Genomic DNA, 26412 nt, shown 5'->3' with positions numbered 1-26412 from the left:
CGGTCTGATCTGTTACCCATGTGCCCGGTCGTACCTGAATGCGCACCCTACAGAAAGCGTTGCCAGGAATGCGTAGCCCGCAGGCAGGTCGTATGAATGCGTTGCCGCAGGCAGGTCGCCATGCATGCGCTGCCTGTGACATCAGGTCGCACTGAAGGCGACCTGACTGGACGTTACTCGAATCCCACCACCGGATGCGGTTGATAGACGCTCTCCAGCTCGGCGATATCGGTTGAACTCAGCTCCACGTCTACAGCTTTCACCAGCTCGGCAAACTGCTGCTCGCGCGAGGCACCAATAATTGGCGCGGTAACCACCGGCTTATGCAGCAGCCATGCCAGCGCCACCTGCGCGCGCGTTACGCCTTTGTCCGCAGCCACCGTTGCCAGCCGTTGCGCAATGGCCGCGTCATTCTCTTCGGTGCCGGTATAGAGTTTTTCCATTACGTTATCCGACACCGAACGCGCAGTGGTTTCTCCCCACGGACGCGTCAGCTTACCGCGCGCCAGCGGGCTCCACGGCAGCACCGCGATGCCTTCGCGCTGGCACAGCGGATGCATCTCCTTCTCTTCTTCGCGCTGAATCAGGTTGTACTGATCCTGCATACTGACAAAACGCGCCCAGCCATGCTGCTGCTGTAACTGCAGCGCCTGCGCAAACTGTGTGGCATGCATCGAGGAAGCCCCGATGTAACGCGCTTTGCCTGACCGCACTACCTGATCGAGCGCTTCCAGCGTCTCTTCAATCGGCGTGGCGTAATCCCAGCGATGAATCTGCAGCAGATCGACATACTCCATGCCAAGCCGCGTCAGGCTGTCATCAATCGACTGCAGAATATTGGTGCGCGATAGCCCCTGCGACAGGTTGCTCAGCGGAAAGTAGACTTTGGTCGCCACCACCACCCGATCGCGCTGCGCGTAATCTTTGAGCGCGCGGCCGAGGATCTCCTCACTGCTGCCGTCGGAGTAGCTGTTAGCGGTGTCGAAGAAGTTAATGCCCGCGTCCAGCGCCTGCTTAATCAGCGGTCGGCTGCTCTCTTCCGGCAGCGTCCAGGCGTGATTACCGCGCAGCGGATCGCCATAGGTCATACAGCCTAAACAGAGACGTGAAACCTGCAGATCGGTCTGGCCTAAACGAACGGTTTTCATGAAGGGCTCCTGCTCTTATGCGTGGGGTTTTACCCTCAAGCATAGCAGCAGGAGCGGGGAAGGGCGGTTACTGCGCCAGCCAGGCGGCGATTTGCTGCTGGATGCCTGCGGCGTCCAGCTGATAATCCTGACGCACTTCTTCCTGCGTCCCCTGCGGAATGAACTCATCCGGCAGGCCGAGGTTAAGCACCGGGACGCGCAGGCGTTTCGCCATCACGTATTCATTGACGCCGCTGCCGGCACCGCCTTTGATCGCGCCTTCTTCCAGCGTAACCAGCGCGTCGTGGCTGGCCGCCAGCTCGCTAATCAGGGCTTCATCCAGCGGCTTAACAAAGCGCATGTCGACCAGCGTGGCGTTGAGCGCGTCGGCGGCGGCCTGTGCTTCCGGCAGCAGAGTACCAAAGTTGAGGATGGCCAGCTGCTCGCCGCGGCGCTTAATCACCCCTTTGCCAAGCGGCAGGCTGGCCAGCGGTTCCAGCGTGGCACCGGTGCCGGTGCCGCGCGGATAGCGCACCGCGCTCGGGCCATCCTGATAGTGGTAGCCGGTGTAAAGCATCTGACGACACTCGTTTTCATCGCTTGGCGTCATGATCACCATGCCCGGCACGCAGCGCAGATAGGCGATATCAAACGCCCCCTGGTGCGTCTGGCCGTCGGCACCCACGATACCGCCGCGATCGATAGCAAACAGTACCGGCAATTGCTGAATTGCCACGTCGTGAATCACCTGGTCGTAGGCGCGCTGCAGGAAGGTGGAGTAAATCGCCACCACCGGCTTATAACCGCCGATGGCCATGCCTGCGGCAAACGTCACCGCATGCTGCTCGGCGATCGCCACGTCAAAATACTGCTGCGGATAATCACGCGAGTAGCTCACCATGCCGGAGCCTTCGCGCATGGCCGGCGTCACGGCCATCAGCCGCGCATCGTCGGCGGCCATCTCGCTCAGCCAGTTACCAAAAATTTTCGAGTAGCTCGGCAGGCCCGGCGCGCTTTTCGGCAGCGAGCCGCTGGCCGGATCGAATTTTGGCACCGCGTGCCAGGTAATCGGATCTTCTTCCGCCGGCGCGTAGCCCTTGCCCTTTTTGGTCATGATGTGCAGGAACTGCGGCCCTTTCAGATCGCGCATATTCTTCAGCGTACTGACCAGCGTCAGCACATCGTGACCGTCGACCGGACCGATATAGTTAAAGCCCAGCTCCTCAAACAGCGTGCCCGGCACCACCATGCCTTTCAGGTGCTCTTCGGTGCGCTTCACCAGCTCTTTGATCGGCGGCAGCCCGCCCAGCACGCGCTTGCCGCCTTCGCGCAGGCGTGAATAGGTTTTCCCCGAGAGAATCTGCGCCAGGCGATTGTTCAACGCGCCCACGTTCTCAGAGATCGACATCTCGTTGTCGTTGAGGATCACCAGCATGTCCGGCTTGATATCACCGGCGTGGTTCATGGCTTCAAACGCCATGCCCGCGGTAATCGCGCCGTCGCCAATAATACAGGCGGTGCGGCGACCTTTGCCTTCGCGTTCGGCGGCCACGGCCATGCCGAGACCGGCGCTGATGGACGTCGACGAGTGGCCCACGCTCAGCACGTCATATTCGCTTTCGCCGCGCCACGGGAACGGGTGCAGGCCATTTTTCTGACGGATAGTGCCGATACGGTCGCGGCGGCCGGTCAGAATCTTGTGCGGATAGGCCTGATGGCCGACGTCCCACACCAGATGATCAAACGGGGTGTTATACACATAATGCAACGCGACGGTCAGCTCGACGACGCCCAGACCCGAAGCAAAGTGGCCGGACGAGCGGCTCACGCTGTCCAGCAGATACTGACGCAGCTCGTCGCACAGGTCCGGAAGTTTTTCTTTAGGCAGTAAACGTAATTCCTGAACCGTGCCTGCTAACGCCAGTGTCGGGTATTTTGCAATATCAAAACTCATCAGAGACTCATTATATAAGTTATTTATCGCGTTCAATTATAAAGCTGGCCAGCGCCTGCAGAGCGGACGTGTCATACGACTGTGCCGCCAGCACCTCCAGCGCGCCCAGTGCTTCGCGATAGAGATCCTGCGCTTTGGCCCGCGCGTTATCCAGTCCCAGCAGCGCCGGGTAAGTGCTTTTCCCCAGCGCCTGATCGGCTCCCTGGGTTTTGCCCAGAACGGCGGTATCGCCGACCACATCAAGGATGTCATCCTGCACCTGAAACGCCAGTCCGATGGCGTTGGCGTAGATATCCAGCTGCGGCAGCGCATCGCGGCCCGCTGCACCTGCTGTGAGGGCGCCGAGACGCACGGCGGCGCGGATCAGCGCGCCGGTTTTGTGGCGATGGATCTGCTCCAGCTGGTTCAGGTCCACGGATTGGCCTTCGGCGGCTAAATCCAGCGCCTGGCCACCGCACATGCCGGCCACGCCGCTGGCCTGCGCCAGTTCGGAAATCATGGCAATGCGATCCTGCGGGCTTACGCCGGGCATCGGCTGGTCCGCAAGAATGGTAAACGCCAGGGTTTGCAGGGCATCGCCGGCCAGAATCGCCGTGTCTTCGCCATATTTGATATGGCAGGTTGGCTGCCCGCGACGTAACGCATCGTCGTCCATCGCCGGCAGGTCATCATGAATCAATGAGTAAGCGTGAATGCACTCCACCGCTGCGGCGGGGGCATCCAGGCTGGCCGCCTCGGCGCGCAGCATCTCGCCAGTGGCATACACCAGAAACGGGCGCAGGCGCTTACCGCCTAATAGTGCCCCATATTGCATGGCGTTCACCAGAGGAGAACTCTGAAAAGGAAGTGGATCTATTAAGCGCGTCAACGCCTGGTTCACGCGCTCATGGTAGGCGCGCTGCAGTTGCACGAAATCCATTACTCATTTTCCGGCGTGAAAGGGGCGAGCGGGGCGTCTTTGTCGTCGCTCAGCAGAATCTGCACGCGCTGTTCCGCCGCCTGCAGGGTTTGCTGGCCGCTGCGTGCCAGCTGTACACCGCGCTCGAATTCATTCAGCGCCTCTTCCAGCGGCAGTTCGCCACTCTCCAGACGGCTGACAATCTGTTCCAGCTGCTGCAGTGCGTTTTCAAAACTCACGGGCGCTTCGGCTTTTTTCGGCATAATCAGTGTCGACTCACAGGTTGGGACATTATGTTGCAATCGGTCATGGTAGCCGACGGGCATTGATTAGCAAAATAATCAATGCGGCGAAGGTTGCTTACAGCAGTCACCCGACAAAGGTGATATACTTGCGCGCCTCGGATGCGGTGGCTGATGCCAACCCGCAATTATATGATTTTACCAGCTAAGTGTTGATGATTTTAGCACTTATTTGCCCAACGAAGCTGTGTCGCCATGAAGTTTATCATCAAGCTCTTCCCTGAAATCACCATCAAAAGTCAGTCGGTGCGCCTGCGCTTTATCAAAATTCTGACCGGTAACATCCGTAATACCCTGCGCACCCTCGACGAAGAGATCGCCGTGGTGCGCCACTGGGATCACATCGAAGTGCGCGCGAAGAAGGAAGCGCTGCGTGCCACCGTCACGGAAGAGCTGACGCGCATTCCCGGTATCCACCATGTGCTGGCGGTCGAAGACCGCGCCTATACCGACATGCACGATATCTTCGAGCAGACGCTGGCGCTCAACCGCGAGCGGCTGGAAGGCAAGAGCTTCTGCGTGCGCGTAAAGCGTCGCGGCAAGCACAGCTTTAGCTCGCAGGATGTGGAGCGCTACGTCGGCGGTGGTCTCAATCAGCACATTGAAAGCGCGCGCGTGCAGCTGAATCACCCGGATGTGACGGTGAATCTGGAGATTGAAGACGATCGTCTGCTGCTGATTACCGGCCGCTATGAAGGCCTGGGCGGCTTCCCGATCGGCACCCAGGAAGATGTGCTGTCGCTGATTTCCGGCGGCTTTGACTCCGGCGTCTCCAGCTATATGCTGATGCGCCGCGGCTGTCGCGTGCACTACTGCTTCTTTAACCTCGGCGGCGCGGCGCATGAAATCGGCGTGCGTCAGGTGGCACACTATCTGTGGCAGCGTTTTGGCCGTTCACATCGCGTGCGTTTTGTCGCCATCAATTTTGAGCCGGTGGTGGGCGAGATTCTGGAAAAAGTTGATGACGGCCAGATGGGCGTGGTGCTGAAGCGCATGATGGTACGTGCGGCATCGATGGTGGCTGAGCGTTACGGCGTGCAGGCGCTGGTGACCGGTGAGGCGCTGGGCCAGGTCTCCAGCCAGACGCTGACTAACCTGCGTTTGATTGATAACGCGTCCGACACGCTGATTCTGCGCCCGCTGATCTCGCACGATAAAGAGCACATCATCAATATTGCGCGTCAGATCGGCACCGAAGACTTTGCCCGCACCATGCCGGAGTACTGCGGCGTGATTTCGAAAAGCCCCACGGTGAAAGCGGTGAAGGCGAAGATCGAAGCCGAAGAGCAGAACTTCGATTTCGACATTCTGCAGCGCGTGGTGCAGGAAGCCAGCAACGTCGATATCCGTGAAATCGCGGAGCAGACGGAAGAAGAAGTGGTGGAAGTGGAAACCGTGGCGTCATTCAGCGGCAACGATGTGGTGCTGGATATCCGTTCGATTGATGAACAGGACGACAAGCCGCTGGCGCTGATCGGCGTGGAAGTGAAATCGCTGCCGTTCTATAAGCTGAGCACCCAGTTCGGCGATCTCGATCAGAGCAGAACCTGGTTGCTGTACTGCGATCGCGGCGTGATGAGCCGGTTGCAGGCCTTGTATCTGCATGAGCAGGGCTTTAAGAACGTGAAGGTGTACCGGCCGTAACCGCGGCGGGAGTTAAGCCTGGCGCGCCTGATTTCGGGTGTACGGGCAAAACCCGGTGCGCAGGAATGCGCACCCTGTAATCACCGCGACGAATAAAATTGTGCGCTGATCCCGTGAGGTCGCCATTGATGGCGACCTTTTTTACGCGCGCTCTTCAAATTCCTGATAATTATAAATCCCTGCCGCCAGCACCAGCTGTGATGCGACTTCACGCGCTTGCTCTTTATCCACCAGCAGATCAATCAGCTTCAGGGCAAAATCGATCGCCGTGCCCGGCCCCTGGCTGGTCAGCAGATTAACGCGCGGATCCCACACCACGCGGCGCTCCATCCATTTCTCCTCCGGAATGGTGTGCTTCAGGCCGGGAAAACCGGTCATATTGCCCACCGGAAACAGGTCATGCGGTACCAGTACCGTGCCCGGCGCGGCACAGATCGCCGCCACAATTTTGCCTGACAGATGACACTGGCGTACCGTCTCCACCAGCAGCGGGCTGTCGCGGAAGGTTTCAGCGCCTTTGAGGCCGCCCGGCAGGACGATGGCGGCAAAATCGTTATCCGCCACTTCAACCAGCGGTGCGTCAGCCAGCAGGCGTACGCCGCGGGAGCAGACAATCTCGCGCGTGCCGTCGCTCTCCACGCTGGCGGTGGTCACCTTCAGGCCGGCGCGGACCAGCAGGTCAATGGTGGTGACTGCTTCGGTCTCTTCACTGCCATGGGCCAGGCAAACCAGCACTGATGCGTTCGCGTTCATATTGGGACTCCTTGCGTTTAATCAGGTCGTACAGGCGGGTGTTTTCCGGCAGCGCAATCCCCTGCGCGCGGGCGCGCCGCAGCAGGTAGCCGGTAATGTAATCAATTTCAGTCTGACGCTGCGCACGCACATCCTGCAGCATTGAGGAGACGTTGGCGGCGGTGCTGTCGATGACGTCGTAAATAATGTCGCGCAGATTATCCAGCGCGATGTGCTGGCCCTCGCGCTCCATCACCCAGGCCAGTTCCTCGCACAGCCGGTTAATCTGTTCCGGCCAGGCGCGCAGCGCACCGTTCTGGCAGTCGTGCTCAACCGTCAGTGTGTTGATCACGCAGTTAACTGCCAGCTTGCGCCAGCTGGCAGACGCGATGTTATCGTGCCACGCCACGTCCGGCAGCGCCTGATGCAGAATATCGGCGATATCGCTCAGCGCCGCGCTTTCGCGGCTGGCAGGTCCGATGTGGGTGATGCCCTGCGCGACATGCTTAATCACCGTGCCGTCGCGCATCGCCGCGTGCGTGGTGATGCCGCGCAGCAGCGGCTGCTGCACTTCTTTGAGCTCTTCGATGGTACCCATGCCGTTGTGCAGTAGCAGGATCGGCGCGTGGCGCGGCAGCACGCTTTGCAGGTTTTTCACCGCAGGGGAAACCTGTGGCGCTTTCAGGGTCACCAGTAGCAGCTGGCTTTCAGCCAGAAACAGCGGATCGTTAGCGATGAAGGTGTGATTGCTGACGTGGCCCTGCGGATCGACCACGTTGACCGAACAGTACGGCTGCGGTACGCGCAGCCAGCCCTGAACGTCATGTCCCTGGCGTGCCAGGGCCGCGAGCCAGATTTGCCCCAGGGCGCCGCAACCCAACACGGTAATTTTCATTATGCCTCCCGCTGGCGGGTGGGTGAATGGGTGTCACACCCTTAATTATAGCTTTCCGCGTCGCGTGTTTTATTAGCGCGACAAGACGCGTATTATGCATGTCACTTTAGTATCAGGAGAAGAAAAGATGCCATCTTTCGATATCGTTTCCGAAGTCGAACTGCCGGAAGTGCGTAATGCGGTGGAGAATGCCAACCGTGAGATCTCAACCCGTTTCGATTTCCGCAACGTGAGCGCCAGCTTTGAGCTCAACGAAAAGAATGAGACCATCAAAGTCACCAGCGAATCGGATTTTCAGGTGAAGCAGCTGGTGGATATTCTGCGTGAAAAGCTGCTGAAGCGCGGCATTGAAGGCGCGGCGATTGAAGTACCGGAAGAGATTGTGCACAGCGGTAAAAGCTGGAGCGTTGAAGCGAAGCTGAAAAAAGGCATCGAAAGCGATGTCGCGAAGAAAATCGTTAAGCTGATCAAAGACAGCAAACTGAAAGTGCAGACGCAGATTCAGGGTGAAGAGCTGCGCGTCACCGGTAAATCCCGCGACGATCTGCAGGGTGCGATGGCGCTGGTGCGCGGTGGCAACCTGGGTCAGCCGTTCCAGTTCAAAAACTTCCGCGATTAATCCCCTCTGTCGCGTGCCGCACGACGATACAGCGTGCTGCGCGCGACCCCCAGCGCCTGCGCCGCTTTACTGATATTGCCGTCATAGCGCAGCAGCGTTTCACTGATCAGCTGTTCATCGTGGCGTTCGCGCAGCGGCGGTGCCGGCGGGCGGCGATACTCTGCCGGCAGGTGACTTTCCGTCAGCGTTTCGCCCTCGTCGGCAAGCGCCAGCAGCACGCGCAGCAGACTGCGTAGCTGGCGCACATTGCCCGGCCACGGCTGCTGCGCCAGCGCCGTCAGCAGCGTCGGAGACAGCTGTACGCCACGCTGCGCAGCTCCCAGTTCCTGCCATAAATCGTGGATAAACCCGGCGACGTTCGGCCAGGCGCGCAGCGGCGGAAGGGTCAGCGCGAACTCCTGCAGACGATAAAGCAAATCCTCACGAAATTCGCCGGCGGCCACGCGCTGGGCCAGATCGCGATGCGTGGCGCAAATCACGGCAAAATTCACCGGCCAGCTGCGACTGGAGCCGAGCGGCGCCACCTCTTTTTCCTGCAGCACGCGCAGCAAACGGGTCTGCAGCGTCAGCGGCATATCACCGATTTCATCCAGAAACAGCACGCCGCCATCCGCTTCGCGAATTTTGCCGATGTAGCCATTTTTACTGGCGCCGGTAAATGCGCCGGGCTGGTAGCCAAACAGTTCGGATTCAATCAGCGCTTCGGGGATGGCGGCACAGTTGATGGCGACAAACTTGCCCGTGCGCCAGCGGCTTTGCTGGTGCAGCGCGCGGCTGACATACTCCTTGCCGCTGCCGGTTTCACCATAAATGCACAGCGAAACGCCGGCATCCAGCAAGCGCAGCATTTTTGCGCCGTCAGCTCCCAGCACGCGCGGCAGATCATGCGTGCGACTGTCCGGCACGCTGACGTGGCTGCGCTGCGGCGCGCGCAGGCGGAACCAGTAGCGCTGCGTGCCAATGTCGACCGCGGCGGGAACGCTGTTGGCCTGCTGCTGCAGTTGCGGAAACAGCTGCTGAAACGTCAGGCTGGCAAAGCGGTCGGCGCTGAGAGCCAGTTCGCGCATCGCCAGCCGGTTGGCTGCGGTCAGCACATTGTCAGAGAATACCAGCAGCAGTTCATCACTGGTGTCGATGCCCTGCGGCTGCGGATGCAGACTGAGCAGCCACTGCTGCGGATGCAGGCTCTGCTTCACCCACAGGTACTCGATCTGCTTTGCCGCTGCTTTCACCCGGTTCAGGGTATGTGGATGCGGAAAGTGTGCCGGACCCGAGATATCCAGCACGCCAGCTATCTGGCCGTTGGGCATCTGCAACGGCATCGCGGCACAGTACAGACCCTGGTTGCGCGTCAGGAAATGCTGCTGGCCATCAATTTCACAGCCGTCATCAATCGCCAGCGCGGTGCCAATCGCATTGGTGCCGCGTCCGCATTCACTCCACAGATTACCGGGTGCCAGGGCAAAGCGCTGGGCTTTCTCCAGCGCCTGCATATCGCCAAAGGTGTTCAGCACCAGCCCGCTGGCATCGGACAGGATCACCACCGACTGCGTCTCCGCCATCTGCTGCGCCAGCTGGCGGATGACCGGCTGCGCAAACTGCTGCAACCCGGCGTTGCTGGCCAGCACATCGGCCAGCTCGCCCTGACGCACGCGCGGGAAATCATCGGCGCTGCGCTCTAATCCATACAGCTGGCTGCGGAACCAGGAGTCGCTTAACAGCGGGTTAGCGTGCACGGCAGACGCGGCTGAATTTCCCTGCATGAGTGACCTCAGAACGGCGTGTAAGTGTTGCAACATTGTAGCGTTCGGGTTTCCGCACTGTTGCGATACGCAACACAGATACCGCGTTTGTCCCGGAGGACTGACAGGTTTGCTGGCGGGGCATGATTTTATTTGATTGATAAATATTGCATTTATTGCTTTTCCGCCTGATGAGAAAAAACTGGCACGCGTGCTGCAATCACCAACACAGGCAGTTGCGCTGCCTGTTCAGACCCTCTGACCTGATAATAAGGAGTTTGCGATGCGTTATGCACATCCCGGCACGCCCGGCGCGCTGGTCTCTTTCCAGGCGACCTATGGCAACTATATCGCCGGCAACTTCACCGAGCCGCTGAGCGGCCAGTACTTTATGAACACCTCGCCGGTAGACGGCAGCGATATTGCCCGGTTCCCGCGCTCCGACGCGCGCGACATCGATCTGGCGCTGGATGCGGCGCATCAGGCCGCCGATGAGTGGGGCAAAACCAGCGTACAGCAGCGCGCCAACCTGCTGCTGCAGGTAGCCGATCGCATGGAAGCCAGTCTTGAGAAGCTGGCGGTAGCGGAGAGCTGGGATAACGGTAAACCGATTCGCGAGACGCTCAACGCCGATCTGCCGCTGGCGGTCGACCATTTTCGCTACTTTGCCGGCTGCCTGCGCGCGCAGGAGGGCAGCACCGCTGAGATCGACGAAACCACGGTGGCCTATCACTTCCACGAGCCGCTGGGCGTGGTCGGACAGATCATCCCGTGGAATTTCCCGCTGCTCATGGCGGCGTGGAAGCTGGCACCGGCGCTGGCCGCCGGTAACTGTGTGGTGCTGAAACCGGCTGAGCAGACGCCGCTTGGTATTACGCTGCTGATGGAGCTGATTGGCGATCTGTTCCCACCGGGCGTGCTGAATGTAGTGCAGGGCTTTGGCCGCGAAGCCGGCGAAGCGCTGGCCACCAGCAAGCGCATCGCTAAAATTGCCTTTACCGGATCCACACCGGTCGGGCGGCATATCATGGCCTGTGCGGCGGAGAACATCATTCCCTGCACCGTCGAGCTGGGCGGCAAATCACCCAACATCTACTTCGCGGATGTGATGTCGGGCGAAGAGGCGTTCATCGAGAAAGCGGTTGAGGGGCTGGTGCTGGGCTTCTTTAATCAGGGTGAAGTCTGTACCTGTCCTTCGCGCGCGTTGATTCATGAATCGATCTACCAGCCCTTTATGGAGCGGGTGCTGGCCAAGGTTGCCACCATTCGCCGTGGCGATCCGCTCGATACCGACACCATGATCGGGGCTCAGGCTTCGCGCCAGCAATTCGATAAAATCCTGTCCTATATCAACATCGCCCGTGAAGAAGGCGGTCAGATTCTGACAGGGGGCGAGCGTGCGCATATCGCCGCGGAGCTGGATAACGGATTCTATATCCAGCCCACCCTGATCAAGGGCAGCAACCAGATGCGCTGTTTCCAGGAGGAGATTTTTGGGCCAGTGATTGGCGTCACCACATTCCACGATGAGGCAGAGGCGCTCGCGATCGCCAATGAAACCCAGTTTGGTCTGGGCGCGGGCGTGTGGACGCGCGATACCAATCTGGCGTATCGCATGGGTCGCGGCATTAAAGCCGGTCGCGTCTGGACCAACTGCTATCACATCTATCCCGCTCATGCGGCATTCGGTGGCTACAAGCAGTCGGGCGTCGGGCGTGAAACCCACAAAATGGCGCTCAGCGCCTATCAGCAAACCAAAAATCTGCTGGTCAGCTATGGCACAGCGCCACTGGGGCTGTTCTGAGTCTGCATCCGTTCAAATGGAGAGTGAAAGATGAATATGCAAATCAAAACCACCATGAAAGCCGCGATTGTGAAGGCGTTTGGTGAACCGCTGGTGATTGAGCAGGTGCCGGTGCCGTCCGTTGGGCCAGGACAGATTCTGGTGAAAATCGCCGCCACCGGCGTGTGCCACACCGACCTGCACGCCGCCGAAGGCGACTGGCCGATCAAGCCCAATCCGCCGTTTATTCCCGGCCATGAAGGCGTCGGGCAGGTGGTGGCCATTGGCGAAGGGGTGAAACATCTCAAACTGGGCGATCGCGTCGGGGTACCGTGGCTCTACTCGGCGTGTGGTCACTGCGAGCACTGCCTCGACAGCTGGGAAACGCTGTGTCTGTCGCAGCAGAATGCCGGCTATTCGGTCAACGGCAGCTTTGCCGAGTACTGCCTGGCGGATGCCAACTACGTCGGCATCATTCCGGATAACGTTGAGTTTAATGAAGTGGCACCGATTCTGTGTGCTGGCGTAACCGTCTATAAAGGCCTGAAGATGACCGATACCAAACCGGGTGACTGGGTGGTGGTTTCCGGCATCGGCGGCCTGGGGCACATGGCTATTCAGTATGCGGTGGCGATGGGGCTCAACGTGGCGGCGGTCGACATCGACGACGATAAGCTGGCATTTGCCAAACGGCTCGGTGCCAGCGTGGTTGCCAATGCGAAGCAGGTCGATCCGGCGAAAGTGTTCCAGGAGAGTTTTGGCGGTGCGCACGGCGTGCTGGTGACGGCGGTTTCGCCAAAAGCGTTTGAACAGGCGATCGGCACGCTGCGTCGCGGCGGCACCATGGTGCTTAACGGCCTGCCGCCGGGGAAATTCGATCTCTCGATCTTCGACATGGTGCTGGATGGCATTACGGTGCGCGGCTCAATTGTCGGCACGCGTAAAGATCTGCAGGAGGCGCTGGATTTTGCCGGTCGCCATAAGGTGAAAGCGAATGTCGCGGTTGAGCCGCTGACTAACATCAACGATATCTTTGCGCGCATGCACGCCGGCAAAATTGAAGGGCGTATTGTGGTGGATATGTCGCTGTAACGTCGCTGAGCGGACCGCGTGGAGCCAGATCATCGCGGTCCGCTGAGGCTAAATCATTAACTGCTGGCGAGCAGCGCCTCCAGCTCCACGCGGCTCGTCACTTTGCTGTCAATTTTAATGTAGGCGCTTTTCTCTTCCGGCACGATAAACACTGACGCCACGCCGGGCTGCGCGCGCAGCCGCTTCTCCAGATTCGGTACTGCCAGCACCGCATCACTCAGCACCAGGCGCAGGCTGCTGACGTACGGCGGCTCCTGCATCGACATGGCGACAAACAGCCACGCCGCAGCCACTATCGCGCCGACCAGAAACACCGTTTGCGCATCGAAGTGGCCGAAAATCCAGCCGCCCAGGCTGCCGCCAATCGCGACGCCAATAAACTGGCTGGTGGAATAAATTCCCATGGCCGTACCTTTGTAGCCCGCCGGCGACTCTTTGCTGATCAGCGACGGCAGAATCGCTTCCATCAGGTTAAAGGCGAGGAAAAACAGCTGCACGCCAATCACCAGCGTCCAGAAATGGCCCGCGGCGCCCCACAGTACAATTTCCGCGATGATGATCAGCGCCACGCAGCCGACAAACACCCGCTTCATGCGGCGCTTTACCTCGGCATAGATAATAAACGGCACCACGGCGACAAACGCCACCAGCATGGTCACCAGATACACTTTCCAGTGTTCAGCCGCCGGGAAGCCCGCCTGTTCAAACTGGCCCGGCAGCGCGACGAAGCTCGACATCAGCAAAATGTGCAGACAGAGAATGCCGATATTCAGCTTCAGCAATTTGGGATTGGCCAGCACTGCGCGAATGCTGCCTTTGACCATGCCGGATTCGCGGTTCAGCACGTGGCCCGGCGCATTGGGCACTACCAGCAGGGTGATCACGATACCCAGGCTGGCGAGCAGGGCAATCATCCAGAACAGCGCGTGCAGACCCAGCGCGTGCGTGACAATCGGGCCGACCACCATGGCAATCGCAAAGGTAACGCCGAAGCTGATGCCGATAAACGCCATCGCTTTGGTGCGGTTCTGTTCACGGGTCAGGTCTGACAGCAGCGCCATCACCGCCGCGGCAATGGCACCGGATCCTTGCAGCGCGCGACCAAGGATAATGCCCCAGATGGAGGTGCTGGTGGCGGCAATAAGGCTACCAAGCACAAACAGCAGCAGGCCACCGACAATCAGCGGCTTGCGGCCGATACGGTCGGACAGCAGACCAAAGGGGATCTGAAACACGGCCTGCGCCAGACCATAAATACCAATTGCCAGACCGATTAACGTTTCGCTGGCGCCCTGTAAAGCCATACCGTAAGTGGTCAGTACCGGCAGGACCATAAACATTCCCAGCATGCGCAGGGAAAAAACTGTGCCTAAACCCCATGTTGCCCGAAGCTCAACTGGTGTCATTCTATTATCGTTCATTCCAACCTCTGTAAGTTTATGCCCCTGGGACTTCAGGTTGCAGCGGCACAGGTTGCGCGCCCTTATCTGCGACCCGGCTCACCGGGACATGCAGCGCTTATTTTAGAAAGCAGGGCAGGGCGGGTAAAACAATTGTTTTTAAGCAGTGGTAACAAAAAGAAAGGGCGCGAAATTCGCGCCCTTGTCCGGAGTAACGGTCTGACTTACCAGACGTAAGTCAGCAGGTCCTTAGAGGCCGGGGCCATAAAGTCCACCGACATCATCACGCTCAGCGCAGTGATGGCGACAATGGAGAACACGAACAGTTTACGAGCCCAAACTTTATCGTTTGAGGTTTTGTAACCTGACAGTGCCATACCCAGCCACCACACGCTGACGGCGGCAGCCACCACCAGGTATTTATAGCCAGCATAACCGCCCAGCGACAGCATCAGCGTGGCAATCATGAACGCCAGGATGTACAGCGTAATATGATTTTTCGCCACGGAGATGCCTTTCACCACCGGCAGAACCGGAATATTGGCGGCCTGATAATCTTTGAAGCGGAAGATGGCAATCGCGTAGGAGTGCGGCATCTGCCACAGGCTAAAGATAGCCAGTAAGATTAACGCGCCAGCATCAAACTGGTTGGTCACCGCGCAGTAGCCAATTACTGGCGGCGCGGCGCCAGAGAGGCTGCCAATCAGCGTGCCATAGACCGAATGACGCTTCATGTAGAGGCTGTAAATGCCGACATAGACGACGAAGCCCATCACCGCCAGCCACATGGCCAGCGGGTTAGCGCCAAAATACAGCAACGCAAAGCCAGCAATACCCAATGCGGTTGCATAAACCAGGCTTACTTTCGCCGAGATCAGGCCTTTGACCAGAACACGGTTCCGCGTTCTCTCCATTTTGATGTCGATGTCGCGGTCAATCACATTGTTGAATACACAACCGGATGCGACCACCAGCGAAACGCCCACCAAAGCGACGAGAAACAGGGGGTAATCAATGCTGCCTTTTGAAGCCAGCAGGAATCCACCGATCACAGAAATTAAATTGCCGAAAATAATTCCTGGTTTTGTTACTTGCAGGTATTGCTTAATCATTACGCGTGACTCTTTAGTGGGCCATCATGTTGTAGTTGAGGTTCCACATAATCCACAGTGAGCCAATCACCACAATCAGGATAATGACTGCGGAGAAGACAATGGCCACCATGTTCCAGCCACCCTCGGATTTGCTGTCCAGATGCAGGAAGTAGACCAGGTGCACCAGCACCTGAACCACTGCACACACCAGAACCACACCCAGAATGGTACCGTGAGAAGCACTGCCATCCATCACCATCCAGAACGGGATCGCCGTCAGGATGATCGAGAGGATGAAGCCGATCATGTAGGACTTCACGCTACCGTGAGATGCACCATGTTCGTTTACAGAATGACTCATTACATGGCCCCCATCAGATAGACAACGGTGAATACGCAGATCCACACCACATCCAGGAAGTGCCAGAACAGGCTCAGACACATGATACGGGTGCGGTTGGTGGCGCTCAGACCGCGTTTAGCGATCTGGAACATCAGCACGGCCATCCAGATCAGACCAGAGGTCACGTGCAGACCGTGCGTACCGACCAGAGTAAAGAAGCCAGACAGGAAGCCGCTGCGGTCAGGACCGAAACCTTCCTTGATCAGGTGATGGAATTCATAGATTTCCATCCCGATAAATCCGGCACCGAACAGGAAGGTCAACGCCAGCCAGCTGATGACCGAACCTTTGTTCTGGTTGTTCATCGCAATCACTGCCATACCATACGTGATGGAGCTCAGCAGCAGCAGCGCGGTTTCAACCAGCACAAACGGCAGTTCGAAGATATCTTTACCTGCCGGGCCACCGGCAGTGTTGTTAACCATGACCGCATAGGTCGCAAACAGGGTTGCGAAGATAATGCAGTCACTCATCAGGTAGATCCAGAAGCCAAAGACTTTATTGGCTCCCGCATCGTGATGCCCATGCTCCGCATGGGCGTCGTGGTGGTGTTTAACGGTTTCAGTTGACATTATTTCAGACCTGCTTTGCTGATGTCATCAAAGTGCTTCTTCTCGATCTGCTCGATTTCAGCAACCGGTACGTAGTAATCCACGTCTTCATCGAAGCTCTTCACAATCCAGGTCACGATGGTGCCAAGGAAAGTAAGACCTGCCAGCCACCAGATGTGCCAGATCAGGGCAAAACCGAAGACTGTCATGAAGGCAGCGATAACAATGGCCGCGCCGCTGTTTTTCGGCATATGAATTTCTTCATATTTTTCTGGCTGCTTGTACGCTTCGCCTTTCTCTTTCATTTCCCAGAACGCATCACGCTCGTGGATATGTGGGATCACAGCAAAGTTGTAGAACGGCGGAGGTGAAGAGGTTGCCCACTCCAGCGTACGGCCGCCCCACGGGTCACCGGTCAGATCGCGGTTCTGCTCACGGTCACGTACCGATACCCAGAACTGGATAAGCTGGCACAGGATACCGCAGGCGATCAGCGCCGCACCGCCTGCTGCAACCACCAGCAGAGAGTGGAACTGCGGATCGATGTCCTGGCTCAGACGACGGGTCATCCCCATGAAGCCCAGCGCGTACAGCGGCATAAAGGCAACGAAGAAGCCGATGATCCAGAACCAGAAAGCACGTTTGCCCCAGGTTTCGTTCAGGGTGAAGCCGAAGGCTTTCGGGAACCAGTAGGTCACGCCAGCCATACAACCGAACACCACACCACCGATGATAACGTTGTGGAAGTGTGCAATCAGGAACAGGCTGTTGTGCAGCACAAAGTCTGCGCCTGGCACCGCCAGCAGTACGCCGGTCATCCCACCAACGGAGAAGGTGACCAGGAAGCCGATGGTCCACAGCATCGCCGAGTTGAACTCGATACGACCCTGATACATGGTGAACAGCCAGTTAAAGATTTTCACCCCGGTCGGAATCGCGATGATCATCGTCATGATACCGAAGAAGGCGTTAACGTTCGCACCGGCACCCATGGTGAAGAAGTGGTGCAGCCAAACGATGAACGACAGAACGGTAATGGCAATGGTTGCCCACACCAGCGAGGTGTAACCAAACAGACGCTTTTTCGAGAAGGTGGCCGTGACTTCAGAGAAGACACCAAACACCGGCAGAACGAGGATGTACACTTCCGGGTGACCCCAGACCCAGATCAGGTTGACGTACATCATCATGTTACCGCCCATATCATTGGTAAAGAAATGGAAGTCGAGGTAACGATCAAGCGTCAACAGTGCCAGCGTCACGGTCAGTACCGGGAACGCAGCGATAATCAGGACGTTAGTACACAGTGCTGCCCAGGTGAATACCGGCATCTTGAACAGGTCCATGCCCGGTGCACGCATCTTCAGAATGGTCACGAAGAAGTTGATACCGGTCAGCGTGGTACCAATACCGGAGAGCTGGAGACTCCAGATCCAGTAATCGACCCCGACGCCAGGACTGTATTCTGCCCCCGATAGCGGTGGATAAGCCAGCCAGCCGGTCTGTGCGAATTCGCCCACACCCAGTGACAGGTTAACCAGGATCACACCGATAGCGGTGAACCAGAAGCTCAGGTTGTTCAGGAACGGGAAGGCAACGTCACGGGCACCGATTTGCAGCGGAACCGCGATGTTCATCAGACCGACCACGAAAGGCATCGCCACGAAGAAGATCATGATCACGCCGTGAGCGGTGAAGATCTGGTCGTAGTGGTGCGGTGGCAGTATGCCTGCTTCCCCGGCGGAAGCCATAACCTGTTGGGTACGCATCATTACCGCATCGGCAAAGCCGCGCAGCAGCATGACAAAGGCCATGATGATGTACATGATACCCAGTTTTTTGTGGTCGATGGAGGTTAACCATTCAGACCACAGATACTGCCATTTACCGAAATAGGTAATAGCAGCGATCAGCGCCAGACCACCAATGATGATACCGGCGACCGTAACCATGATAATGGGTTCATGGTAGGGCACTGCATCCAGTGTTAATTTTCCGAACATCGTATTATTCCTCGGCTCCCGCAGCTGCGGCGTGATTCATGTCCATGCCTTCGTGCGACATGTCCATTTTCCCGTGGCTCATCATGAACTTATCAATAACCTGCTTGAACAGTTCCGGATTAGCAGTTGAGAAATATTCCACCGGGTGATTTTCGCTTGGCGCAGCCAGTTTTTCGAAATCATCCATGGTGGTCAGCGTGTTAGGTGCCGCTTTAACTTTGGCAACCCACTGCTGGAATTCCGCATCGTCTTTGGTGGCAATGGCTTTGAACTTCATGCCAGAGAAACCGCGACCGCTGAAGTTAGCAGAGATACCGTCGAACGTACCTGGCTCGTTGGCGATCAGGTGCAGTTTGGTCTGCATACCCGCCATGGCGTAGATCTGGCTGCCGAGCGTAGGAATAAAGAAGGAGTTCATGACGGAGTTCGAGGTGATCTTGAAGTTCACCGGAGTATTTGCCGGGAAGGCAATCTGGTTGACGGTTGCAATACCCTGTTCCGGGTAGATGAACAGCCATTTCCAGTCCAGTGCCACTACGTCGATCTCAACCGGTTTCACGTCAGAGGCCAGCGGTTTGCTCGGCTCCAGCGCGTGGGTTGATTTCCAGGTCAGCACACCGAGGAAGAGAATGATCAGGATCGGAATGGTCCAGACCACGGCTTCCACTTTGTTAGAGTGTGACCAGTTAGGGCTATACTTCGCGTTGGTATTGGTTGCCCGATATTTCCAGGCGAACACAACAGCCATTAAGACTGCCGGAATAACGACGATCATCATCAAGCCGAAAGCTGTCAGAATCAGTGAACGTTGCTCCAGTGCAATCTGTCCCTTGGGATTTAACAACGCACTATCGCAGCCGCTGAGTAATACAGCGCCTGCAATTAATGACAAAATCCCCAAACTTTTATTGTATTTCCTGAGTCTCATTTAACGACCTCAATGACAAAGGGCTCTATTGTCGTTTAAGTGTGCGCGCATTTTACGGGAAGGTTTATGCAGTGTAAACCAGCTTAAGGATGTGTCAGAAGGCTGTTGACACCTTTTGCTAAGGGTGTCACAGATGTTGCGCAGGGTGACAAATTATTAACTGCGACAAGCAGTTGGCGGCAATATAACAAAAACCAATGACATTAACCGCAGAGAAAACAGGGAAAGCATAAACCGGAGTTTTAATACTCATTTATTTAACAATTCTGCATCATTTTGGCGATGAAATTTCTACAAATTAATTGCTCACCGGATTTAAATATTACGCAGGATTGTTAATTTAATGTTTCTATTTCGCGTTAAAAAAAATGCTATCGCTTAAAATTCGCCGGGGGCTATTTTTAAGCGATTTATCCCCGTCTGGCAAATAGCGCAGCGTTAATGTGCACGATTTGACGCTGTTTTTCTTAATGCCAGCCAGTCCAGCATCACACCGAGCAGCACCGCCAGCAGCGCCAGCGCCATCCCTGCCTCAAACAGATGGGTTGGCAGCGTCGCGCTGTGCCAGATGTCCGCCGCACGCAGTGCCAACGTCAGCAGCCAGAGCGCCAGCAGCGTACAGCCCGCCGCGAACAGGCGTACCGTCCAGCGATAACCCTGTGGCCACAGGCTGCGCTTCATGAATTCACCGCTGTGCTGCATTGCCTGTAGCGTGCCGCGACACGCCCACAGCAGCAGCAGGCCCGGTACGGCGGCCACCACGGTAAAGGCATAAAATACCGGCCAGCCCCACAGTTCGACCAGCCAGCCAGCCGCCGGACCGACATACACGCGTCCAACCGCTGACAGCGCTGACAGCAGCGCGAACTGCGTGGCCGAGAACGATTTGTTGCACAGCGTCATCAGCAACGCCACAAAGGCGGCGGTGCCCATGCCACCGCACAGGTTTTCGATAAATACTGCGCTGGCCATGCTCCACAGATGCGGTGGCGTTACCGCCAGCAGCCAGTAAGCGAAATTAGATACCGCCTGCAGCACGCCGAAGATCATCAGCGCGCGGAACAGGCTCAGGCGCTGCATCAGCACGCCGCCGTACAGCGCACCAATAATGGTCGCCAGCAGGCCGAGCGTTTTATTCACCAGACCGACATCACCGGCGCTGAAGCCCACGCCGCGAATCAGGAAGGTGGTGGTGAGCGAAGCGGCGAACGCATCGCCCAGCTTGTAGAGAATGATTAAGGTGATCAGCAGCCAGGCGTTGTTGCGCTGAAAGAAATCCTTCAGCGGAAACGCGACGGCCTGACGCAGCGAGTGCGGCTCGCGCACCGGTGCCTCAGGTTCACGCGCCAGCAGCGTGGCGATCAGTCCGGGCACCATCAGCAGCGCCATCAGCCAGTAGGTGGCCTGCCAGCCGAGATAGCGATCCGCCAGCCACAACGCCAGGCCGCCAGAAATCAGCATCGCCAGCCGGTAACCAAGCACGGTAATCGCCGCGCCGCTGCCGCGCTCTTCCGGCGGCAGCACATCGGTTTTCCACGCATCAAACACAATATCCTGCGAGGCTGAGCAGAAAGCCACCAGCACCGCCAGCGCCGCCAGCAGGGTAAGGTCGCGTGACGGCTGCATAAAGCCCATCGCCACAATGCCGGCAATCAGCGCTAACTGCGTGACCAGCAGCCAGCCGCGCCGCCGGCCAAGAAAGGGCGGGGTATAGCGATCCATCATCGGCGACCACAGGAACTTAAACACGTAAGCCTGACCGACGAGGGAGAAGAAACCAATGGTTTTCAGGTCGACATTCTCTACCGTCATCCACGCCTGGAGCGTACCGGCGGTCAGCGCCAGCGGCAGACCGGAAGCGAAACCGAGCAGCAGCAGGACCGCAGCGTTACGTTGGGTAAAAATACGCAGATAATGAGATGTCATAGCCAGCCTGAAATGAAGCCCGGTCAGCGGGGACCGGGCAGGTTACTGCGGAAAATTAACGCGCGTTTTGCTTGATGAAGTTATTGACGCTGGTGTCCTGCGCCATATCGGCAATCACGTCGCTCAGGGTCGAGTTAACCGCGTTGGTGATCTTATCGTTAGTGGCGCTGAAGGCACCCTCAACGCTGTAGGTCTGACGGTAGTTTTTCACCTGCTTGTTGCCGTTTTTCGCGGTAGCGATAATAGAGATATCCGCTTTGGTGGTGATGCTGTAACGCACGTTGCCCTGCGTAACATCTGCGTACAGGCCATTAACCACGATCTGCAGGTCTACCGCGCCGTTCGGGCCAATCATGTAGCCGCGCGAGGTCATCTGCTTCTCCAGCACTTCCTGCAGCAGGAAACGCAGGTCACGTGATGGGGTCAGGGTGATCAGCTGGCCGTCGCGGTTCACTTTGGCCAGCGCCTGATCGCTGCGCTGATCGGCACCGTTAACGCTGACGGTAACGCCCATCAGGCTCGGATCCTGCTGTGGCAGCTGGATTTTTGGCTGGATGTTCAGCGTGGTGTTATTGCTGGCGCAGCCGGCCAAAATAAAGGCAGCCAGCAGAGGGAATAACAGTTTTTTCAACATACTCATTCTCGTTAGCATATGGGTTGGTTTGCAAAACTGCGGCCATCATAGCATTGCGGCACGGCGAAAAAAGCCCCGCACCAGGGGAAATTGATTGTAAAGGATTTTTTCGGACAGCCGGACGCGGTAACCGATTGACCGACAGCCTCAGCAGGCTAAGATGCGCAGCGCAGCAGGATTTATTTCCTGCCGGACTGCGGGAAAGGTAAAAAACCTACTAATATTTAAACAGATGGGGCACAGCGCTCGCCGTAGAGGAGTGTTAACAATGATTCGCGAACAAATAGAAGAAAAGCTGCGTAACGCTTTTGAGCCTGCACATCTCGAAGTGCATGACGAAAGCTATCGTCATAACGTGCCTGCCGGTTCTGAAAGTCACTTCAAAGTGGTGATCGTCAGCGACCTTTTCACCGGACAGCGCTTCCTGCAGCGTCACCGCGCCATTTATGGCGAGCTGGCGACCGAGCTGGCAGGCAGCGTCCATGCGCTGGCGCTGCATACCTACACGCGCAAAGAGTGGGATGGACTGCAGGATACCGTACTCGCCTCACCGAACTGTCGCGGTGCCGGTACGCTGGCCTGAGTTTTCCTTTCCAGCTTCCTCCAAAACGGCCTGCGGGCCGTTTTTTCTTCCCTCAATGATGCACAAACGCGATCTGCGGCGCAAAAAAGCAGCAAAACCGTTAAAAAGTGGTGAGTTTGCAGCCTCGACTCATTCCGGGGATGCCGCTATAATGCGGCGTCTATTTTTCCGGAATGTCTTCGGGACGCTTCTGGTGACAGGGATTAGGTTCTGCCTGCAGAGGCCGTCCCGGTTGTTGGATACGGCGCATTAATTGTGTGGTGTCTGAAGTTGACCGAGCACGTGATTTTTTGAGGTAACAAGATGACAGTTTCAGTAGAAACCACTCAGGGTCTGGGCCGTCGCATTTCGATTACTGTTCCTAAGGACAGCATCGAAAGCGCAGTGAAGAAAGAACTGGTGGAAGTGGCTAAGAAAGTCCGTATCGACGGTTTCCGTAAAGGCAAAGTGCCGGCTACCATCATTAATCAGCGCTACGGTGCCTCTGTTCGTCAGGACGTCCTGAGCGAGCTGATGACGCGTAACTTCGTTGACGCCATCATCAAAGAGAAGATCAACCCAGCTGGCGCACCGAACTACGTGCCGGGTGAGTATAAAGAAGGTGAAGATTTCACCTACGCGGTTGAGTTCGAAGTGTATCCGGAAGTTGAGCTGAAAGGCCTGGATGCAATCGAAGTCGAAAAACCGGTGGTTGAAGTGACCGACGCTGACGTCGACACCATGCTGGAAACCCTGCAGAAGCAGCAGGCGACCTGGAAAGAGACCGATGCAGCGGCATCAGCAGAAGATCGCGCGACCATCGATTTCACCGGCTCTGTAGACGGCGAAGAGTTCGAAGGCGGCAAAGCGTCTGACTTCGTGCTGGCAATGGGTCAGGGTCGTATGATCCCAGGCTTCGAAGAAGGCATCACTGGCAAGAAAGCCGGCGACACCTTCACCATCGACGTGAAATTCCCGGATGACTACCACGCGGAAAACCTGAAAGGCAAAGATGCGAAGTTCGACATCGTGCTGAAGAAAGTGGAAACCCGCGAACTGCCGGAGCTGACCGCTGAATTCATCAAGCGTTTCGGCGTGGAAGATGGCTCCATTGAAGGTCTGCGCGCTGAAGTGCGTAAGAACATGGAGCGCGAACTGAAAGGCGCTATCCGTAACCGCGTGAAGACGCAGGCGATTGACGGTCTGGTTAACGCGAACGAAATCGACGTGCCAGTGGCACTGATCGACAGCGAAATCGACGTTCTGCGTCGTCAGGCTGCACAGCGTTTCGGCGGCAACGAGAAGCAGGCGCTGGAACTGCCACGTGAACTGTTCGAAGAGCAGGCAAAACGTCGCGTTGTGGTCGGTCTGCTGCTGGGCGAAGTGATTCGCATCAACGAGCTGAAAGCCGATGAAGATCGCGTTAAAGCGCTGATCGAAGAGATGGCTTCTGCGTACGAAGATCCGCAGGAAGTGATCGAGTTCTACAGCAAAAACAGCGAGCTGATGAACAACATGCGCAACGTTGCGCTGGAAGAGCAGGCGGTTGAAGCGGTACTGGCGAAAGCCAAAGTGACTGACAAAGCCACTAACTTCCAGGAGCTGATGAACCAGACCTCTGCGGCCTGATTCGTGAGTTAACCCTGAGTGCTAAAGCCCGCGACCGCTGTGTCGCGGGCTTTTTCGTTTCTGGCGGAAACCAACCACATTTGTGCGCTATTTGACTAATTAATCGGCAAATTCTTCGCTAAGCTGTTTTTCCGTGTTAGCGAATGGGGAAAAGGTTGTTATGCTTGAAACAACTGGGCTGCATCCCCAGATACAGGGAGAATGCGTGAAAACAGTAAGACTGGCTGATTAACCGTCCTGTTATGTCGGAACGAGACCGCTGCGCATAGTTTTCGCCGCGCGCCTCGCGTAAAATCGGTACAGAATGTTGCCAATGAAATTTATCAGGAGACGGTAATGTCATACAGTGGCGATCGTGAATTTACTGCACCAACCAATGCGCTGGTGCCAATGGTGGTCGAACAAACCTCGCGCGGCGAGCGTTCTTACGACATCTACTCCCGCCTGCTTAAAGAGCGCGTGATCTTCCTGACCGGTCAGGTTGAGGATCACATGGCGAACCTGATTGTGGCGCAGATGCTGTTTCTGGAAGCTGAGAATCCTGAAAAAGACATTTACCTCTACATTAACTCGCCAGGTGGTGTAATTACCGCCGGTATGTCGATTTATGACACAATGAAGTTCATCAAGCCGGACGTGAGCACCATCTGTATGGGCCAGGCCTGTTCGATGGGCGCATTCCTGCTGACGGCGGGGACTAAAGGCAAGCGCTTCTGTCTGCCAAACTCACGCGTGATGATTCACCAGCCGCTGGGCGGTTATCAGGGCCAGGCCACGGACATTGAGATCCACGCGCGTGAAATCCTGAAAGTGAAGCAGCGTATGAATGAGCTGATGGCGGAACATACCGGCAAATCGCTGGAGCAGATTGAACGCGACACCGAGCGCGATCGTTTCCTCTCTGCCAGCGAAGCGGTAGAGTATGGCCTGGTCGACTCCATCCTGACGCATCGCCAATAAGACACATCTGTCTGCCCCTTACGCTATAGTTAACGGGTGCAGACAGGTGAGTTGCATGCATATCGGCCGTTGCTGTGCGGCCATTGCCGTACACCAATTAGGTCTGAGAACGAAAAGAGGTTAGCTGATGACAGATAAGCGCAAAGACGGTTCAGGTAAGTTGCTGTACTGCTCTTTCTGCGGCAAAAGCCAGCATGAAGTCCGTAAGCTGATTGCCGGGCCGTCAGTGTATATTTGCGACGAGTGTGTCGATCTGTGTAACGACATCATTCGTGAAGAGATTAAAGAAGTGGCCCCGCACCGCGAGCGCAGCGCGCTCCCGACGCCGCATGAGATCCGCCATCACCTTGACGATTATGTTATCGGTCAGGAGAAGGCGAAAAAAGTGCTGGCGGTGGCGGTGTACAACCACTACAAACGTCTGCGTAACGGCGACACCAGCAACGGGATTGAACTGGGCAAAAGTAACATTCTGCTGATCGGTCCAACCGGTAGCGGTAAGACCCTGCTGGCGGAAACGCTGGCGCGCCTGCTGGATGTGCCTTTCACCATGGCGGATGCCACCACGCTGACCGAAGCCGGTTATGTGGGCGAGGATGTGGAAAACATCATCCAGAAACTGCTGCAGAAGTGCGACTACGACGTACAGAAAGCGCAGCGCGGCATCGTGTACATCGATGAAATCGATAAGATTTCCCGTAAATCAGACAACCCGTCTATCACCCGTGATGTGTCAGGTGAAGGCGTACAGCAGGCGCTGCTGAAACTGATTGAAGGCACAGTGGCTGCCGTGCCGCCGCAGGGTGGACGTAAGCATCCGCAGCAGGAGTTTCTGCAGGTCGACACCTCGAAAATCCTGTTTATCTGTGGCGGTGCGTTTGCCGGCCTCGATAAAGTGATTTCACAGCGTGTTGAAACCGGCTCCGGTATTGGCTTTGGCGCGACCGTTAAAGGTAAATCGCAGAAAGCCAGCGAAGGCGAGTTGCTGTCACAGGTTGAGCCGGAAGATCTGATCAAATTTGGTCTGATTCCGGAGTTCATTGGTCGTCTGCCGGTGGTGGCGACGCTCAACGAGCTGAGCGAAGAAGCGCTGATCCAGATCCTGCGTGAACCGAAAAACGCGCTGACCAAGCAGTATCAGGCGCTGTTTAACCTGGAAGGCGTGGAGCTGGAGTTCCGTGACGAAGCGCTGACGGCGATTGCGAAGAAAGCCAACTCGCGTAAAACCGGGGCACGTGGTCTGCGTTCTATCGTAGAAGCGGCGCTGCTCGAAACCATGTACGACCTGCCATCAATGGAAGGCGTAGAGAAAGTGGTGATCGATGAGTCAGTAATCGAGGGGCAATCTGACCCGATGCTGATTTACGGTAAGCATGAAGCCCAGGCTTCTGGCGAATAAATAATCAATTACACCACGTTGTTATCTTAAAAAAGGGGAAAATGTTTCCCCTTTTATTTTTCTCACCTCTGTGACATTGAATGTCGTGCAAGCATCCCCATATACTCATAATCCTGTGGGTCTAACTGCATACAG

At 56.8% G+C, this 26412-nt stretch carries 23 protein-coding genes; 8 read left to right on the top strand and 15 right to left on the bottom strand.

The window, feature by feature from the left end:
* Positions 1-173: 173 nt before the first annotated feature.
* The 4 genes from C1N60_RS15285 to xseB form a co-directional block, all read right to left on the bottom strand.
* On the bottom strand, positions 174-1148 hold the full coding sequence (locus tag C1N60_RS15285; protein ID WP_021507166.1) for an aldo/keto reductase: 975 nt from the start codon (positions 1146-1148) through the stop codon (positions 174-176).
* A 67-nt stretch (positions 1149-1215) separates the two neighbouring features.
* Positions 1216-3081, bottom strand: a complete 1866-nt coding sequence (gene dxs / locus C1N60_RS15280) for a 1-deoxy-D-xylulose-5-phosphate synthase (RefSeq protein ID WP_058781214.1) — start codon at positions 3079-3081, stop codon at positions 1216-1218.
* 19 nt (positions 3082-3100) lie between these two features.
* A complete protein-coding gene (gene ispA / locus C1N60_RS15275) occupies positions 3101-4000 on the bottom strand; it encodes a (2E,6E)-farnesyl diphosphate synthase (RefSeq protein ID WP_021507168.1) in 900 nt (299 codons plus the stop codon).
* A complete protein-coding gene (gene xseB / locus C1N60_RS15270) occupies positions 4000-4242 on the bottom strand; it encodes an exodeoxyribonuclease VII small subunit (RefSeq protein WP_058757966.1) in 243 nt (80 codons plus the stop codon). Before xseB ends, ispA begins: the two co-directional genes overlap by 1 nt.
* A gap of 234 nt (positions 4243-4476) precedes the next feature.
* On the opposite strand from xseB, the gene thiI reads away from it, so the two are divergent.
* Positions 4477-5925: a tRNA uracil 4-sulfurtransferase ThiI gene (gene thiI / locus C1N60_RS15265; RefSeq protein ID WP_262256362.1), complete on the top strand. Its 1449-nt coding sequence runs from the start codon at positions 4477-4479 to the stop codon at positions 5923-5925.
* Positions 5926-6066: 141 nt separating this feature from the next.
* On the opposite strand, the gene yajL is transcribed toward thiI, so the two are convergent.
* Both yajL and panE read right to left on the bottom strand, forming a co-directional pair.
* Complete coding sequence (yajL, locus tag C1N60_RS15260) at positions 6067-6678, bottom strand: protein deglycase YajL (protein ID WP_262256361.1); 612 nt, start codon at positions 6676-6678, stop codon at positions 6067-6069.
* Complete coding sequence (gene panE / locus C1N60_RS15255) at positions 6632-7552, bottom strand: 2-dehydropantoate 2-reductase (protein WP_058757963.1); 921 nt, start codon at positions 7550-7552, stop codon at positions 6632-6634. The genes yajL and panE overlap by 47 nt, the downstream gene beginning before the upstream one ends.
* A gap of 127 nt (positions 7553-7679) precedes the next feature.
* Between panE and C1N60_RS15250 the strand changes: the two genes are divergently transcribed.
* Positions 7680-8171, top strand: coding sequence for a YajQ family cyclic di-GMP-binding protein (locus tag C1N60_RS15250; RefSeq protein ID WP_021507173.1), 492 nt, complete (start codon positions 7680-7682; stop codon positions 8169-8171).
* Here the strand turns inward: C1N60_RS15250 and C1N60_RS15245 are convergent.
* Positions 8168-9934, bottom strand: a complete 1767-nt coding sequence (locus tag C1N60_RS15245) for a sigma-54-dependent Fis family transcriptional regulator (RefSeq protein WP_262256360.1) — start codon at positions 9932-9934, stop codon at positions 8168-8170. The genes C1N60_RS15250 and C1N60_RS15245 overlap by 4 nt on opposite strands.
* 262 nt (positions 9935-10196) lie before the next feature.
* Between C1N60_RS15245 and C1N60_RS15240 the strand changes: the two genes are divergently transcribed.
* Together C1N60_RS15240 and adhP are read left to right on the top strand one after the other, a co-directional pair.
* Positions 10197-11717 carry an acetaldehyde dehydrogenase ExaC gene (locus tag C1N60_RS15240; RefSeq protein ID WP_262256359.1) on the top strand — a complete coding sequence of 507 codons (1521 nt, stop codon included), beginning with the start codon at positions 10197-10199 and terminating at the stop codon, positions 11715-11717.
* Between the two features lie 30 nt (positions 11718-11747).
* Complete coding sequence (adhP, locus tag C1N60_RS15235) at positions 11748-12788, top strand: alcohol dehydrogenase AdhP (RefSeq protein WP_021507176.1); 1041 nt, start codon at positions 11748-11750, stop codon at positions 12786-12788.
* Positions 12789-12844: 56 nt separating this feature from the next.
* Here the strand turns inward: adhP and C1N60_RS15230 are convergent, their stop codons facing one another.
* The 8 genes from C1N60_RS15230 to C1N60_RS15195 all read right to left on the bottom strand — a co-directional run bounded on the left by C1N60_RS15230 (position 12845) and on the right by C1N60_RS15195 (position 21727).
* The gene (locus C1N60_RS15230; protein ID WP_031279651.1) at positions 12845-14209 is read right to left on the bottom strand and encodes an MFS transporter; all 1365 of its coding nucleotides are present in this window, start codon (positions 14207-14209) and stop codon (positions 12845-12847) included.
* A 203-nt stretch (positions 14210-14412) separates the two neighbouring features.
* Complete coding sequence (gene cyoE, locus C1N60_RS15225) at positions 14413-15300, bottom strand: heme o synthase (RefSeq protein WP_021507178.1); 888 nt, start codon at positions 15298-15300, stop codon at positions 14413-14415.
* A 13-nt stretch (positions 15301-15313) separates the two neighbouring features.
* A complete protein-coding gene (locus C1N60_RS15220; protein WP_022549333.1) occupies positions 15314-15643 on the bottom strand; it encodes a cytochrome o ubiquinol oxidase subunit IV in 330 nt (109 codons plus the stop codon).
* A complete protein-coding gene (locus C1N60_RS15215) occupies positions 15643-16257 on the bottom strand; it encodes a cytochrome o ubiquinol oxidase subunit III (RefSeq protein ID WP_021507179.1) in 615 nt (204 codons plus the stop codon). The genes C1N60_RS15220 and C1N60_RS15215 overlap by 1 nt, the downstream gene beginning before the upstream one ends.
* Entirely contained in the window at positions 16257-18239 is a 1983-nt protein-coding gene (gene cyoB / locus C1N60_RS15210; RefSeq protein WP_021507180.1) for a cytochrome o ubiquinol oxidase subunit I, read from the bottom strand. Before cyoB ends, C1N60_RS15215 begins: the two co-directional genes overlap by 1 nt.
* 4 nt (positions 18240-18243) lie before the next feature.
* The gene (cyoA, locus tag C1N60_RS15205; protein WP_031279652.1) at positions 18244-19167 is read right to left on the bottom strand and encodes a cytochrome o ubiquinol oxidase subunit II; all 924 of its coding nucleotides are present in this window, start codon (positions 19165-19167) and stop codon (positions 18244-18246) included.
* 438 nt (positions 19168-19605) lie between these two features.
* The gene (gene ampG / locus C1N60_RS15200) at positions 19606-21093 is read right to left on the bottom strand and encodes a muropeptide MFS transporter AmpG (RefSeq protein WP_104092650.1); all 1488 of its coding nucleotides are present in this window, start codon (positions 21091-21093) and stop codon (positions 19606-19608) included.
* 55 nt (positions 21094-21148) lie between these two features.
* On the bottom strand, positions 21149-21727 hold the full coding sequence (locus tag C1N60_RS15195; RefSeq protein WP_021507183.1) for a lipoprotein: 579 nt from the start codon (positions 21725-21727) through the stop codon (positions 21149-21151).
* A gap of 268 nt (positions 21728-21995) precedes the next feature.
* On the opposite strand from C1N60_RS15195, the gene bolA reads away from it, so the two are divergent.
* The 4 genes from bolA to clpX all read left to right on the top strand — a co-directional run bounded on the left by bolA (position 21996) and on the right by clpX (position 26277).
* Complete coding sequence (bolA, locus tag C1N60_RS15190; protein WP_058757958.1) at positions 21996-22310, top strand: transcriptional regulator BolA; 315 nt, start codon at positions 21996-21998, stop codon at positions 22308-22310.
* A gap of 303 nt (positions 22311-22613) precedes the next feature.
* Entirely contained in the window at positions 22614-23918 is a 1305-nt protein-coding gene (gene tig / locus C1N60_RS15185; RefSeq protein WP_021507185.1) for a trigger factor, read from the top strand.
* A gap of 336 nt (positions 23919-24254) precedes the next feature.
* A complete protein-coding gene (gene clpP, locus C1N60_RS15180) occupies positions 24255-24878 on the top strand; it encodes an ATP-dependent Clp endopeptidase proteolytic subunit ClpP (RefSeq protein WP_010616837.1) in 624 nt (207 codons plus the stop codon).
* Positions 24879-25005: 127 nt separating this feature from the next.
* The gene (gene clpX, locus C1N60_RS15175; protein ID WP_021507186.1) at positions 25006-26277 is read left to right on the top strand and encodes an ATP-dependent protease ATP-binding subunit ClpX; all 1272 of its coding nucleotides are present in this window, start codon (positions 25006-25008) and stop codon (positions 26275-26277) included.
* The last annotated feature ends 135 nt before the right edge of the window (positions 26278-26412 follow it).

The organism is Pantoea sp. SGAir0184, from assembly GCF_043544755.1.
This window is presented reverse-complemented; position numbering and strand designations above follow the sequence as displayed.